Origin of the sequence: Rhizobium sp. X9 (assembly GCF_018873185.1) — a bacterium.
Classification (GTDB): Bacteria; Pseudomonadota; Alphaproteobacteria; order Rhizobiales; family Rhizobiaceae; genus Agrobacterium; species Agrobacterium oryzihabitans.
Genome location: NZ_CP071311.1, coordinates 1567808 through 1580582 on the forward strand (window position 1 = coordinate 1567808; position 12775 = coordinate 1580582).

15 protein-coding genes are annotated in these 12775 nt (G+C 57.9%); 9 read left to right on the top strand and 6 right to left on the bottom strand.

The window, feature by feature from the left end; all coding sequences use genetic code 11:
- Positions 1 to 32: 32 nt before the first annotated feature.
- Entirely contained in the window at positions 33 to 770 is a 738-nt protein-coding gene (locus JZY08_RS07680) for a rhomboid family intramembrane serine protease (RefSeq protein ID WP_216331470.1), read from the bottom strand.
- 355 nt (positions 771 to 1125) lie between these two features.
- Here JZY08_RS07680 and JZY08_RS07685 point away from each other — a divergent pair, with 355 nt between their 5' ends.
- The 3 genes from JZY08_RS07685 to JZY08_RS07695 all read left to right on the top strand — a co-directional run bounded on the left by JZY08_RS07685 (position 1126) and on the right by JZY08_RS07695 (position 3874).
- Positions 1126 to 1683, top strand: coding sequence for a PAS domain-containing protein (locus JZY08_RS07685; protein WP_216331471.1), 558 nt, complete (start codon positions 1126 to 1128; stop codon positions 1681 to 1683).
- Positions 1684 to 1864: 181 nt separating this feature from the next.
- Complete coding sequence (locus JZY08_RS07690) at positions 1865 to 2482, top strand: PilZ domain-containing protein (protein ID WP_216331472.1); 618 nt, start codon at positions 1865 to 1867, stop codon at positions 2480 to 2482.
- A gap of 786 nt (positions 2483 to 3268) precedes the next feature.
- Positions 3269 to 3874 carry a transglutaminase-like cysteine peptidase gene (locus tag JZY08_RS07695; RefSeq protein WP_137037757.1) on the top strand — a complete coding sequence of 202 codons (606 nt, stop codon included), beginning with the start codon at positions 3269 to 3271 and terminating at the stop codon, positions 3872 to 3874.
- Between the two features lie 94 nt (positions 3875 to 3968).
- Here the strand turns inward: JZY08_RS07695 and JZY08_RS07700 are convergent, their stop codons facing one another.
- Positions 3969 to 4406: a DUF1489 family protein gene (locus JZY08_RS07700; protein ID WP_216331473.1), complete on the bottom strand. Its 438-nt coding sequence runs from the start codon at positions 4404 to 4406 to the stop codon at positions 3969 to 3971.
- Positions 4407 to 4471: 65 nt separating this feature from the next.
- Positions 4472 to 5875: an L-serine ammonia-lyase gene (locus tag JZY08_RS07705; RefSeq protein ID WP_216331474.1), complete on the bottom strand. Its 1404-nt coding sequence runs from the start codon at positions 5873 to 5875 to the stop codon at positions 4472 to 4474.
- 20 nt (positions 5876 to 5895) lie between these two features.
- On the opposite strand from JZY08_RS07705, the gene JZY08_RS07710 reads away from it, so the two are divergent.
- Together JZY08_RS07710 and JZY08_RS07715 are read left to right on the top strand one after the other, a co-directional pair.
- Complete coding sequence (locus JZY08_RS07710; protein WP_199777860.1) at positions 5896 to 6309, top strand: hypothetical protein; 414 nt, start codon at positions 5896 to 5898, stop codon at positions 6307 to 6309.
- Positions 6310 to 6530: 221 nt separating this feature from the next.
- On the top strand, positions 6531 to 6881 hold the full coding sequence (locus JZY08_RS07715) for a hypothetical protein (RefSeq protein WP_003495554.1): 351 nt from the start codon (positions 6531 to 6533) through the stop codon (positions 6879 to 6881).
- A gap of 9 nt (positions 6882 to 6890) precedes the next feature.
- Here JZY08_RS07715 and JZY08_RS07720 read toward each other — a convergent pair whose 3' ends face one another.
- Positions 6891 to 7643, bottom strand: a complete 753-nt coding sequence (locus JZY08_RS07720; protein WP_216329847.1) for a phosphodiester glycosidase family protein — start codon at positions 7641 to 7643, stop codon at positions 6891 to 6893.
- Positions 7644 to 7775: 132 nt separating this feature from the next.
- Entirely contained in the window at positions 7776 to 7937 is a 162-nt protein-coding gene (locus tag JZY08_RS07725) for an entericidin A/B family lipoprotein (RefSeq protein ID WP_003495552.1), read from the bottom strand.
- A gap of 176 nt (positions 7938 to 8113) precedes the next feature.
- Here JZY08_RS07725 and JZY08_RS07730 point away from each other — a divergent pair, with 176 nt between their 5' ends.
- Positions 8114 to 8890 carry a formyl transferase gene (locus JZY08_RS07730; protein WP_216331527.1) on the top strand — a complete coding sequence of 259 codons (777 nt, stop codon included), beginning with the start codon at positions 8114 to 8116 and terminating at the stop codon, positions 8888 to 8890.
- Between the two features lie 95 nt (positions 8891 to 8985).
- Complete coding sequence (locus tag JZY08_RS07735; protein WP_216329848.1) at positions 8986 to 9903, top strand: methylenetetrahydrofolate reductase; 918 nt, start codon at positions 8986 to 8988, stop codon at positions 9901 to 9903.
- A gap of 57 nt (positions 9904 to 9960) precedes the next feature.
- Here the strand turns inward: JZY08_RS07735 and JZY08_RS07740 are convergent, their stop codons facing one another.
- Positions 9961 to 10899 carry a LysR family transcriptional regulator gene (locus JZY08_RS07740; RefSeq protein ID WP_216329849.1) on the bottom strand — a complete coding sequence of 313 codons (939 nt, stop codon included), beginning with the start codon at positions 10897 to 10899 and terminating at the stop codon, positions 9961 to 9963.
- A gap of 241 nt (positions 10900 to 11140) precedes the next feature.
- On the opposite strand from JZY08_RS07740, the gene JZY08_RS07745 reads away from it, so the two are divergent.
- Both JZY08_RS07745 and JZY08_RS07750 read left to right on the top strand, forming a co-directional pair.
- On the top strand, positions 11141 to 11356 hold the full coding sequence (locus JZY08_RS07745) for a hypothetical protein (RefSeq protein WP_035242783.1): 216 nt from the start codon (positions 11141 to 11143) through the stop codon (positions 11354 to 11356).
- A 271-nt stretch (positions 11357 to 11627) separates the two neighbouring features.
- A complete protein-coding gene (locus tag JZY08_RS07750) occupies positions 11628 to 12668 on the top strand; it encodes a GlxA family transcriptional regulator (RefSeq protein ID WP_216329850.1) in 1041 nt (346 codons plus the stop codon).
- Positions 12669 to 12775 lie beyond the last annotated feature (107 nt).

Consider the following 12775-nt stretch of genomic DNA (forward strand, 5'->3'; position numbering starts at 1 on the left):
TTGCGCCACGGCCGACAAGGAGCGTGATTGCTTCAGCGCAGCGGACGATCGAACAGGCCGAAGAAAAGAAAACCAAGCAGGAAGCCGAAAATATGCGCATCCCAGGCGATTGCACCGCCGACATCGCCGAACAGCGGAACCCCGACCGCAATCAGCACATTGCCGAAAAGCCACATCAGCGTGAAGACGAGCACTGTTCTGTTTGAAAGCGCCGCCAGAATGCTCTGCCGCGGCATCAGATGCCCGAAAGAAGCGCTGTAGCCGCCGCGAGCGGGGAAAGCGAAACGGCAGGCGGCCCCCATAAGCGCCGAAACCACACCTGACGCCCCGATCAGGACCGTGACATCACCCCAGTTCAGCGCCGCATGGCCAAAGGCCGAAACGGCGGCGGAAATGCACCACAACAACACGAATCGAAGTGTGCCGATCCGGCGCAGAACCGGCGCGCCGAAGGCCATCAGCCACAATCCGTTAAACAGAATATGCTCGATGCCGCCATGCAGGAAAGAATAGGTGACCGGCGTCCAAAGCCATTCCATTCCCTGCTGGGAGAAAGACATGGCATAACGCAGCGGAATGAAGCCAAATGTGAAAATGTACCAGGCGGTGCCCTCTTCCGACAGAAAATAGGCCGGAAGCACATAGGCCAGGAGCAATGCAGCCAATAGACCGACCAGAAACGGCGGCAGGTTGAAGACGGGATTGTTCGTGTCGTCTTTCGGCTCCGGAGTTTCCGAAACCGGCGGCTGTTCGCCGTCGCCATAGGACATGATCCCATCCCTGTCTTTTTAGAAATTTGCGTCTCCGAGCAATATAGGAAGCCCGGACGAAAAAAAAGCCGTGCTGCCTTTGATGCACCTAGCGCGAAAACCCTATCGGTCCAAGCGCCGGGATCAAGGACAGTCCGGCTTGAGACAGCGCCCTGAAAGTCTCGGGCGGAGCCATCAATTGTGCTGACGGACGTTACCCCGACATGGCTGCACCGATGCCATGGCCTCTGCCGCCGCGCAATCTCAACCATTTGTTAACCTTAACAAAATCGGCTGGCACGAAATTCGCTACACCTGTCCATACAGACGTTCGAAACGACATGATGTCCCAAAAACGAACATGGAGAACAATGCCATGAAAAGCATCGGCGGACTGGACATATATAACTATTGGGACGAGTTGCGCGGCAATAAGCCCGCCCCCCGTCGCGAAGACATCGATCCCGCAAAGCTCAAACATCATCTGGGCGATCTCTTCATCCTCACGGACAAGGGAGAACACTCACCGTTCTTTCGCCTGGCCGGGACTCGTCTCTGCGATCTGTTCGGTCGGGAATTGCGGGATCGTCCGTTTTCGGAGCTATGGCCGGCGGAAAAAGCCGTTTTCCCCTGCCGCGTCGCGCGCGGCATCTTGCAGCATAGGTTACCCGTGGTGTTCGACGTAGAGGCTGAGGATAATCATGGCGCGGCGCCGCTGGCATTCGAGATGCTGTTGCTGCCGCTGCACACGGATAAAGGCACCGCTCCGCGGCTGCTTGGCGCATTGCTTGCGGAACGGCCGCGTCATGAATTCGACGCGCCCATCAACTGCCTTTTGATGAAAAGCAGTCGTCTGCTGCATCTGGACATCGCCTCGGCGGAATATGCAGCAAGCGTGGAAGCCGCGGCTACACCGCGCGCAGGAGGATATTGAACAAGTGACGTACCCGCCCCTGCGCCCGGTAGATGGGAAAGCGCCGCGAAACGTCCTGCGAAAACGTCAGGCATGTAACGATTATTGTTATTTGGGAAAATTGTAGAGATCAAAGAATACAGTCTGTTAACTCGGATAAGGTAGAGACTTCTCATCATCATCCCTTTCAATTGCGCTGTCCATGTTTTCATCTCGCTCGGTCAACACCGCCCAAATCCTGCGTCCGGTTGAAGAGGCATCCCTCGATGAGGCTGTCCGTGTGTCGTTCACCGGCCGTCTCATGTTGCCCGACCATCAGGAATATGATTGCACAGCGACCGAGATGACTGCCGAGAAAGCACAGTTCAGTTGCTCCGGCATCGCCCGCAACGGCGACCGCGTCATCGCCTATCTCCAGCATATCGGCCGGATCGAAGGCACCGTGACATCGCTCACGGCATCAGGCTTCGTCATCGCCATCAATGCACCGGAGCGCAAACGCGAAAAGCTGGCCGCCCAGCTGGCATGGATCGCCAAGCGCCAATTGCTTGGCCTGCCGGAAGACCGCCGCCACGACCGCCTGACACCGCGCAATGCCAAGGCGCAGCTGGTTCTGGAAGACGGCGTCCTCGTCACCTGCCGGCTGATCGACCTTTCGCTGTCGGGTGCTGCAATCGAAATCGAAAATCGGCCGCCACTCGGCAGCCGCGTGCAGCTCGGCAAGGCCATGAGCGGTAAGATCGTGCGCCACTTCATGGAAGGCGTGGCGGTCGAGTTCGACCGCGTCCAGTCGCCCGACGCTCTGATCGAATTTCTCTAGACATTTCCAGCGACAGTCTGGAATCCTTTTACGCACAGAATGCGTAAATCCGGGGTGCGAAATGCCCCGACAAATTCGATCCATGGAACGTGAAACAGGCTTGATGCGGGCGCAGCATTTCGGTGCGCGCCAGAGCCGGTCACGAATGCTGCTTGCCGTTATGACAGCCTCGAGCCGGATCAAGTAAGCTCAAGTCCCTAGTTCAGAACAAACATGCCACCGCGCGGACGCGCATCGACGCGATTCCCGCAAAACCGGAATGGCGGCGGCGGAGATTGGGTTTTAAACAGCACTTCCTGCAACGTCTATTCCGCTTAACCCAGATGCCATATGGCCGGTCACAGCGCGTAACTTAGCGCCACTGCGGGCAGTTTCCCGCACATGGCCCGTCAGGAAAACGCCCGTTCCAAAACTTTTTCCAAGAAAAAAGCAGTTTTTTTGAAGTTTTTTTGGCTGCCTTTTCATGCTGTCCCGGCTTGAAACAGCCATCCCAAAACGGGAAATCCACGTTCCCGCCCTGCTACACCGGATGACTTCACGCGGCCGTGAAAACAGCCCCGGTCAGAAAATCGCTGTCAATACAGGGGAATAAATGGCTACCAAAAGACTAAGGGCTGGATGCGTAAAATTCTAATAAAATTTATCTCAAACACGCATAAAAACTCACTCAAATACAGTTCAAAATAGCGGCTAATTTGCTGAAATTTAAGCTCAAATTGCCCCACCTAAATTTCCGGCGGGTCAAAATATACCTGCGAATGTCTCCTCAACACGGGGAGACAAGCAATGAACAACAACCGTATCGTTTTCGTCCTGATCGCATTCATCGTAAGCGCCTTCGCAAGCCAGGCAAGCGCATCGCCGGCCGCCGTCATGCGTGTGATCGGCAAGGCCAACCCGCCGATCGGCCACTATGAATTCTGCCAGACCTATCAGAGCGAATGCCAGCCGACCTCGCTGGACGCCGGTCCGATGAAGCTGACCGAAGAGCGCTGGAAGACGATGCTGGACGTCAACTACACCGTCAACACGACGATCACGCCGATGACCGACATGGAAATCTACGGCGTTGAGGAACGCTGGGCCTATCCGACCACGGTCGGCGATTGTGAAGACTTCGTGCTTCTGAAGCGCAAGATGCTGATGAACAAGGGCTTCTCCGCCTCCAACCTGCTGATCACGGTAGTTCTGCAGCCGAATGGCGAAGGCCACGCTGTCCTGACTGTTCGCACCGATCGCGGCGATTTCATCCTCGACAACATGCGCAACAAGGTCATGAACTGGTCGGAGACCGAATATACCTACCTGAAGCGCCAAGACACGGCCAATCCCGGCCGCTGGATGAAAATTCAGGATGGCCGCGCCACCAACGCCGTCGGCGGCATCAACTAAAGCCTTTCAAAGGGCAGCAATACCGTCTCCCCAAACGAAAAAGCCGGCTCCGCAAGGAAGCCGGCCTTTTCGTTTTCATGCAATTCGCTGAGCGTCAGAGCAGACCGAGCTCGGCCAGCTCCCGGCGCAGATCGGAAGGCATATCCTCACCGCCCGCACCGCCGCCGCCGAGATCGCGTGGCGCCTCGTCGTCCTTGAGATAACGCCAGCCCTGAAACGGCCGCTTCGGCGCTGGCGAGGTTTCGATCACCTCTGGGCCGAGAATGAGATCACAGCGGCTAATACCGTCGTCGCCCTTGAAGGAGCGGAGATCGAGAAGCTTCTGCCGCGCCTGCACCTGCCCCTTGATGACCCAATAGAGCGAGCCGCCTTCCAGCAGTTCCTCAACTCTTTTGGGGATCATCCGGGTGGTGTGGACGCTATGCGGCTCAAGGCCAGCGGCAATGGCGGTGAGCGAGCGATGGGCGACCCAGTCTCTCAAATCCTGGAGTGAATCCGCGCCGACGCAAAGTTTTATCAGATGTAGAGGCATGGCCCTATCAATGCCTTTTTGCGGCGGGCGTCAAGCATCTGGACAATGCCCGCCGCCCTGCCCGCTCAGCACTCCACAACGTTGACGGCAAGGCCGCCGGTGGAGGTTTCCTTGTATTTCTCGCTCATGTCGTTGCCGGTCTGACGCATGGTTTCGATACAGGCGTCGAGAGGCACGAAATGCTGGCCGTCACCCTTCAGCGCCAGCGACGCCGCCGTCACCGCTTTCACGGCACCCAGCGCGTTGCGCTCGATACAGGGCACCTGCACCAGCCCGGCGATCGGATCGCAGGTCATGCCGAGATGATGTTCGAGCGCGATTTCGGCGGCATTTTCGATCTGTTCCGGCGAACCGCCCATGACGGCGGCAAGACCTGCGGCTGCCATCGCGGCAGCGGAGCCAACCTCGCCCTGACAGCCCACCTCGGCACCGGAAATGGAAGCATTGTGCTTGATGATGCCGCCGATGGCCGCAGCCGTCAGCAGGAAATCACGCACGTCATCGACGGTCGCATCCTCATGGAAATGCCGGAAATATCTGACCGTCGCCGGAACGACACCCGCGGCACCGTTGGTGGGTGCAGTGACCACGCGGCCGCCGGCGGCGTTTTCTTCATTCACGGCCATGGCGTAGACGCTGAGCCAGTCATTCGCCAGAACCGGGTTCATCCGGTTGCTGCGCCACTCCTCATTCAGCTTCTCATAGATGGAACGGGCGCGGCGGCGCACCTTCAGGCCACCCGGCATGATGCCATCGACCTTAAGGCCCCGCTCGATACAGCCGTTCATCGCTTCCCAGATCTGGTCGAGACGTTCGTTCAGCTCCTCGCGGGAAACCACCGTTTCCTCGTTCGCACGTTTCATCTGCGCGATGGTTCGGCCTGAACGGCCCGCCATCTCCAGCATTTCCCGCGCGGTGGCGAAAGGATAAGGCACGCGCGGACCGTTATCGATTGTCTTGCCGCGCTGCTTGATCGCCTCCAGTTCCGTATCGGTGACGACGAAACCGCCGCCAACGGAATAATAGATGCGCTTGATCAGCAGCCGGCCCTGATTGTCGAAGGCGGAGAAAGTCATGCCGTTGGCATGGCCCGGCAGCGGGTTCTTCTTGTCGAAGACCAGATCCTCGGCCGGCCGGAACTCATAGGAAGGATGGCCGGGCGGTGACACGGTGCCGGCCTTTTCCACCTTTTCGATAATGGCGTCCATCGCATCGGGATCGACAAGGTCCGGCCGCTCGCCCGTCAGACCGAGAATGACCGCACGCCCGGTGCCGTGACCAATGCCGGTAAAGGCAAGAGAGCCATGCAGGCTGACCTTCAGATGCGAAACGGAGGCACCCGCCGGACGCGGCCACTCATCGGAAAGGATCAGTGCCAGAAAACGGTTCGCCGCCGTCATCGGCCCCATCGTGTGGGAGCTCGAAGGACCGATACCGATCTTGAAGACGTCGAAAACCGAAAGAAACATGAGGTTTGTCCTGAATAATAATGGATTCCACCACCATCATATCCAAAGCCGGGGCGGATCGCCACAAAAGAGCGTCAGTGGTTTGTACAGCTGCGACATCTCATCCGCAGAAACGAAAACAGCACGGTTTCCAAAGGAAAACCGCGCCGTTTCAAAACCCGTCAATTCAGGAGAAGTGCTTATGGGCTGCCAAAAATGTACGTCAATGCGAGAAAAGCGGCAAAGCCTGCAAGTGCGCGCAAGGTGACGCCCCAGCAGGATTTCTGAGCGGTTTCTTCCATGATTACTCCAGCTATTCACTCTCCGGGGGATCTTCAAGACCCGGCCCGTGGGTGAAGCATTTATTAAAATCCGGCGGGGAACGCAAATGCAAAAAGCGGCTAAATGAAGGCGTTTTTGACAGGCTGCCATTCGCCCATTGCATAGGTATATGAAAAAACAAAGCCTTAGAGGCAGGTGTCAACAAAGCCATTTCCACCCCTCGCCTCAATTTGAACCAAAGTGTAACCGGTTTATGAAGGTTTCGCACAAACGCCTGTTGAAAACCGTTGCCACCGGCACGTTAAGGTCGAATTTCCGCAGCTGGACTGTTGCGCCTTGAAAGCCTGCGACCACTGCTCTATCGACAGACAACGGCAACGGGACACGTCATTTCATGCAGCAGGCATCATCCTTTCCCGATCGCGAGACGGTCGCATCGAAACTGGCCTCGCTTGCGAGCGAGGATAAGGCCTGGGTGCTGCTGTTGATGGAAAACGCCGTGCAGGATGAAAATCTGCTGGCCGGCCTCAATCTTTATCTCGACCAGCAGGCCAACGCTCCGTTCCTCAACAGCTTGAAGCTGGAGACATCAGGCGAATGGCTTGGCGGCAACGCCCCGGCGCGCCTGCAGATCCGCCTCATGGAAACAGCCAAGGCGAGCCAGCATCCGGCCTATCTTGCCTTCCGCAAGGGGCTGACGGCATCAGCGGGTCTGGAAAAAGCCTACCCCAAGGCCCCGATCTGAATTTTCGGCTTAATCGGGCACCTTCTCGACGACAGCGATGATCGGCCCCATGGGGAACAGCGAATCTCGCCTTCTCATCGCGGGAATGTCGACGCTGGAAATCGTGCCGTCGAGATAAAGCGCGTTCGGCGCATCCAGCACGTCGCGGAACAGCGTCGCGAAGTCGTAAAACCGCACGGTATTTTCCGAAATCGCGAAATGCACCCTGCCGTCGCGGGACACGCCAACGCCGTTGCGGCGTTTCAGGCTGTCGCTGTCGGGCAGAAATCGCGGATGCAGCTTTCCGTCGATTACCAGCATCGGCCCGGACTGGGTGGCGAAATCCGGCTTAACACCTGCCGCCAGATAGGCCTGCGTTTCGAGAACGCCCGCCGTGGTTCCCTTTAGATAAAAGACGCCATTCGGCAGAAGATGAAAATTGCCCCAGCCGCCACCCGTGCTGATCGGCGAGGTCTCGACACCATTTTCGATAAAGAGACCGACCGGTGAATAGTCCGAATGATACATGCCGCCATTCATGGCGAAGATGCTGAACATGTGCTGCCGCCAGAGCGCAGAGGAAAGATCGGAAAAGGTGCGATATCCCTCACCCGAGACATGGTCGCGATCGTAAATACGGATCGTGCTTTTTGCCGGATCGAAACTGCAGACGGTATAGCGGCCTCCCGCATGGTCCATGGTCTTGCAGAAATCCACCTGTCCACCTGCCTGAGCCGAGAACGGCAAAAGCAATGGCAGCAGGAACCTCATCAGTCTTTTCATAGATCGTCCGTTCATGCCTTCCCGCCCGCATCATGGCGCGATTCTCACAACATGAACTGTGACCGTGAAATCAGGTCAAAGAAAAGGCGCCAGCCGGATTTCGGATGGCGCCACTTTTCCAAGGGGAGATGTTTAGCGGCGGGCGGCGCGGTCAACGTTGCGGCCGGCGTCCTGCGTTGCATCGACGGCGTTCGCCGTATCCCGGCCCATGCCACGAATGGTATTGCCGCATGAACTCAAGGTCACGACGGTCAGCAAAGCGACGAAGACAGTCGAAAGAATACGTGTGATCATTTGAAAACTCCCCTATGACTTGCGTCCAAAGCAAGCGCCAATGTGATATGCGTCACAATAACGTGAGCCGTAAAAATCGGTTCCACCTGCGGTTCAAAAAATCACGTCAATGAAAATTAACATGGTTTTCAAGTTCGTAACGGAAACTCGCGCCTGAGGAAAATCGTGTGAGTGACATGACTGATATCAACAATCGGCTTCTGGTGATGACGGCGGGTGGCCTGAACCCCAATGTCATGATCAATGCGCTGGCCTCCCGTTTCCCCGACATCCACGTCTTTGTGGAACAGCCCGAGAGCAAAGCGGCGATTCTCAAGCGACGGGCGCGCCGGCTCGGCTGGATCGCTGCCGCAGGCCAGATGGCAACCATGGTTGCTTCAAGGCTTGGCAAACGCTTCACGCTTAAAAGAACGCGGGAGATCATTGCCGAACACGGGCTGCTTCCCGATCTCCATCACGCGGTGCCCGTCACGCAGTTTTCCTCACTGAACGACGCGGAATGCCACAAGGCGGCCAATACTTTACAACCGGCGGCTATCTTCACCATTTCCTGCCGAATTCTGTCGCCGGCCACCCTTCATTCATTGCAGTGCCCGGTCATCAATTTCCACGCCGGCATCAATCCGGCCTATCGCGGCCAGATGGGTGGTTACTGGGCGCTGGTGGAAAAGGACCGGGGTAATTTCGGCGCCACCGTTCATCTGGTCGACAGGGGCGTGGATACCGGCGCGACGCTCTATGAAAAACGGCTGAAGCCCTCGCCTTCCGACACGATCGCCACCTACCCCCTGCTCTTGACCGCCGGTTCGGTCGATATTGCCGTCAGCGCCATAGAGGACGCCCTTTCCGGCAGCCTGTCACCAAAGCCGCCCTCGCCCGGAAAATCCGTGCTGCGGTTTCCGCCGCCGATCTGGACATGGCTGTGGAACGGGCTGACGAAGCGGGTCTGGTAGGCAGGCCCATCATCAGGCCACCTGAGCCCAAGCTTCGTCGCAGATGCAGGTCTGTCTTGCCGCAACAGGCAAAGACTTGGGTGAAGAACCGGTGCATGATAATAAAAAGGACCATGCACAAATTGCCCGATATCGCCACCTCTTCCATTATCCCTGCTTCCATAGAGGCCTCACCCACACAGGTGCTTGGCCCGGCAAGTCTTGCCGGCCTGTTCCCGCAGGGTGTGCGCGTCTACCTGACCGACACCGGAGCGGCCTCGCAAGGCAGGCTCGTGGATGCCGCCAGACATCTTCGTGAACTCGGCTACAACCCCGTGCCGCATCTTGCAGCGCGGCGCATATCCTCCCGCGCGGACTTTGAGGAACAGGTGAAGCGGCTTGCGGGCGAAGCGGGTGTGTCGGAGGTGCTGGCGGTCGGCGGTGGCGTCGACAGGCCAGCCGGTCCCTTCGCCTCCAGCATGGACATGCTATCGACCGGCATCTTCGATCGCTGCGGCATAAATCATATCGCGATTGCCGGCCACCCCGAGGGCAGCCCCGATTTCAGCGAGGAGACGGCAATGGCCGCGCTCAGGCTGAAACGCGATTTTGGCGAAAGAACCGATGCGACAATGCGCATCGTCACGCAGTTCGGCTTCGATCCCGCACGCTTCATCACCTGGGCGGAAGGGCTTGCGGCATCAGGCATCGACCTGCCGGTACATATCGGCGTTTCCGGCCCGGCAAAGATCACGACGCTGCTGAAATATGCCGCTCTCTGCGGTGTCGGCAACTCCATCGCCTATCTGAAGAAGAATGCGCTCTCGCTGACGACGCTTGCAAAGGGCCACTCGCCGGAAAGCATCGTCGGACCGATCGAACGGCACTGGCAGGCCAACCCGAAAGGGCCGATCCGGCAGATCCACGTTTTCCCCTTTGGCGGATTGCAGAATTCCGCCGACTGGCTGGTGGGGCGCGGAAGCTGGCCGTACGATAAGGATGGTTCGGCATCGCCAGGCTCGATGGCTGTCTGAGAACGGGCCTGCTTTGGCGCGACGGACACGGTCCGCCGCGCGTTTCCTCAATGCACCTTACGCCGCCTTGGCGACTTCGACAAAGGCGTTGCGGATGCTTTCCGCCACCGCGAGGATGGGACGCGAGGGCTTTTCGGCCGTGATCAGACGAATATCGAAACAGCCAAGTTCCGGCAGACCTTCCTTGTCGCCGAGAATGACCATGTCGTTTAACACATAGGATCGCGGCAGGGGTGCGATGGCAAGATCGGCGGCAATCGCCGCGCGCTGCGCCATCGTGTGACCGCTGAGATAGGCCACGCGGAAATTGCGCCCGCGCTTTTCAAGCGAATTGATCGCCTCCGAACGCCATATACAGCCCTCTTCCCAAATCGAGATCGGCAGCGGATCGCGAAGATGGGCCGTGCCGCATTTCGCCCCCGCCCAGACCAGCCGCTCGCGCATCAGCACCTCGCCGGTATCCCTCAGCGGATGCGAGGCACAGTTGACCAGCGCCAGATCCAGCCGCCGTTCATCCATGCGCTTATAGAGGTTGGAACTGGAATCGATCGTGACGTCGATCATGATACCGGGAAAAACCTCGGCAAAACGCTTGAGGATGCCCGGCAGCAGACCACGTTCGCCAATATCTTCCGGCGCGCCGAGACGGACCACACCGGAAAGTTCGGGCATGACGAAACGCGACACGGCCTCGTTGGAAAGCGCGATCATGCGGCGCGCATAGGTCAGCAGCGTTTCGCCATGCGCCGTCAGCGTCACCGAGCGGGCATCGCGCAGGAACAATGTCGTCTTCAACTGTTCCTCGAGCTTCTTGATCTGCATGGAAACGGCCGACGGCGTTCTGAACACCACCTCGGCGGCGGTGGAGAAGTTTCCCGTTTCCGCAATGGCGACGAAGGTTCTCAATATGTCGTTATCCAGCAACGGCAGGGGTTGGCGGAAAGTTACGGTCATGACACGTGCCTTCAAATATTTTGATTTATAGATGGATATCATTTCGTTTGATTGAATGTCAACAAGGGCGCACCATCCGGGACATCGAATGACAGGGCCGAACGAGGCCTCTTCGGAGCCGGGCACTGATCCTGCACAGGCAGGCGCCGAAGCCGGCAGACTACGCCGGCCAGTCATTCAGAACATTGATGAGTGATATAAAATTCATTCTCTTGTTTGATGAAATATGCAGGCGCATACCCAAGTCGCAAACAGGATCGTGGTTCAGGAAAGGATCAAGACAATGACCATGATACATTATCTCCCGACGGTGACACGCTCCCCGCATCGTCCTTCGCCCGGCTGGCTGAATCGCCTGTCGGGCTATGTTTCCGGACTTTACCAGTCGTGGCAGCGCGCAAGAATGCTGCGTGCGCTGGAAGGGCTGCCCCCTGAAACATTGAAGGACATTGGATGGCCGACGACAGACAACAACCGCATACGCATTGTTCGCAAATAAACCGAGACCGGTGGTTCGCAACCGCTTAGAGACTTGCGAACCACCGCCACTCACCCTTCAAAACAACGGCAACGGCGTAAAATGACCTGCCTGTTTTACATGCGACACAACGCCTCTTAAAAAGGCTCACGGCAAATTTTGCATATTTCAAAAGCTATTTTTTGACAGCCCCGATTCCACGGCGTATTTTTCGTTAAAGATGTCGTAAACAGGACATCCAGAAGACCAATTCCAAGGGAGGAATTGCGTATTCGCAACGGAGCACGGGCAAATGAGCAAGAACTCCCAGAAGAAACGCTCAATCGTCTTTTTTCTCATTCCGCAATTTACCTTGCTGCCCTTCGCTGCAGCGGTTGAAACGCTTCGCATCGCCAACCGAATGCTGGGTTACCCGGCCTACGAATGGCGCATCGCCTCGCTTGATGGCCAGAAGGTCATGTCATCAAGCGGCATCTGTCTCGAGGCCGATACCTGTCTTGCCGACGAACGGCGCTATGTGAGCGGCGAGAACCGCCCGGAAATGGCGATCATCTGTTCGGGCATCGATGTGGATCAGCACATCAACAAATCCGTCAACGCCTGGCTGCGCGAAGCTTACAATCGCGGCATCGCCATCGGCAGCCTCTGTACCGCCGCACATATCCTTGCACAGGCGGGTCTGCTGAACGGCAAGCGCTGCGCGATCCACTGGGAAAACCTGCCGGGTTTTTCAGAGGCCTTCCCGCAGGTGGAAGTCTATGCCGATCTCTTTGAAGTCGACAGCAACATCTACACCTGCGCCGGCGGCACCGCCTCGCTCGACATGATGCTGAGCCTGATCGGCCAGGATTTCGGCGAGAACCTCGTCAACCGCGTCTGCGAACAGCAATTGACGGACCGGGTCCGCAGCCCCAACGACCGCCAGCGCCTGCCGCTGCGCGCGCGCCTCGGCGTCCAGAACAGCAAGGTCCTGTCGATCATCGAATTGATGGAAGGCAACCTGTCCGAGCCGCTGTCGCTGCTCGATATCGCCGACGCTGCCGATCTGTCGCGCCGGCAGGTGGAACGCCTCTTCAGGCAGGAAATGGGTCGCTCACCCGCCCGCTATTATCTTGAAATCCGCCTCGACCGCGCCCGCCACCTGCTCGTGCAATCGGCGATGCCAGTGGTCGAGGTCGCCGTTGCCTGCGGTTTCGTCTCGGCCTCGCATTTTTCCAAATGTTATCGCGAAATCTACAATCGCACCCCGCAGCAGGAGCGGGCCGAACGCAAGCTGCTGATCAGCGCATCGCGAATGGCAATGGCGAGCCAGGCAGGCAAGGCCGCGCATTGAATGCTGGATTGAATGCCTCAAACGCGACGGAACTTGTTTCCGGGTTAAAAACCTCTCCTCCGTCATGCCGGACTTGATCCGGCATCCAGCCACGGCGCGTCCGCGCC

Excerpts from the sequence above, each read along its gene's own strand:
- JZY08_RS07680 (WP_216331470.1), bottom strand. The coding sequence starts at position 770 with ATGTCCTATGGCGACGGCGAACAGCCGCCGGTTTCGGAAACTCCGGAG.
- JZY08_RS07685 (WP_216331471.1), top strand. The coding sequence starts at position 1,126 with ATGAAAAGCATCGGCGGACTGGACATATATAACTATTGGGACGAGTTG.
- JZY08_RS07690 (WP_216331472.1), top strand. The coding sequence starts at position 1,865 with ATGTTTTCATCTCGCTCGGTCAACACCGCCCAAATCCTGCGTCCGGTT.
- JZY08_RS07695 (WP_137037757.1), top strand. The coding sequence starts at position 3,269 with ATGAACAACAACCGTATCGTTTTCGTCCTGATCGCATTCATCGTAAGC.
- JZY08_RS07700 (WP_216331473.1), bottom strand. The coding sequence starts at position 4,406 with ATGCCTCTACATCTGATAAAACTTTGCGTCGGCGCGGATTCACTCCAG.
- JZY08_RS07705 (WP_216331474.1), bottom strand. The coding sequence starts at position 5,875 with ATGTTTCTTTCGGTTTTCGACGTCTTCAAGATCGGTATCGGTCCTTCG.
- JZY08_RS07710 (WP_199777860.1), top strand. The coding sequence starts at position 5,896 with ATGGATTCCACCACCATCATATCCAAAGCCGGGGCGGATCGCCACAAA.
- JZY08_RS07715 (WP_003495554.1), top strand. The coding sequence starts at position 6,531 with ATGCAGCAGGCATCATCCTTTCCCGATCGCGAGACGGTCGCATCGAAA.
- JZY08_RS07720 (WP_216329847.1), bottom strand. The coding sequence starts at position 7,643 with ATGAAAAGACTGATGAGGTTCCTGCTGCCATTGCTTTTGCCGTTCTCG.
- JZY08_RS07725 (WP_003495552.1), bottom strand. The coding sequence starts at position 7,937 with ATGATCACACGTATTCTTTCGACTGTCTTCGTCGCTTTGCTGACCGTC.
- JZY08_RS07730 (WP_216331527.1), top strand. The coding sequence starts at position 8,114 with ATGACTGATATCAACAATCGGCTTCTGGTGATGACGGCGGGTGGCCTG.
- JZY08_RS07735 (WP_216329848.1), top strand. The coding sequence starts at position 8,986 with ATGATAATAAAAAGGACCATGCACAAATTGCCCGATATCGCCACCTCT.
- JZY08_RS07740 (WP_216329849.1), bottom strand. The coding sequence starts at position 10,899 with ATGATATCCATCTATAAATCAAAATATTTGAAGGCACGTGTCATGACC.
- JZY08_RS07745 (WP_035242783.1), top strand. The coding sequence starts at position 11,141 with ATGACCATGATACATTATCTCCCGACGGTGACACGCTCCCCGCATCGT.
- JZY08_RS07750 (WP_216329850.1), top strand. The coding sequence starts at position 11,628 with ATGAGCAAGAACTCCCAGAAGAAACGCTCAATCGTCTTTTTTCTCATT.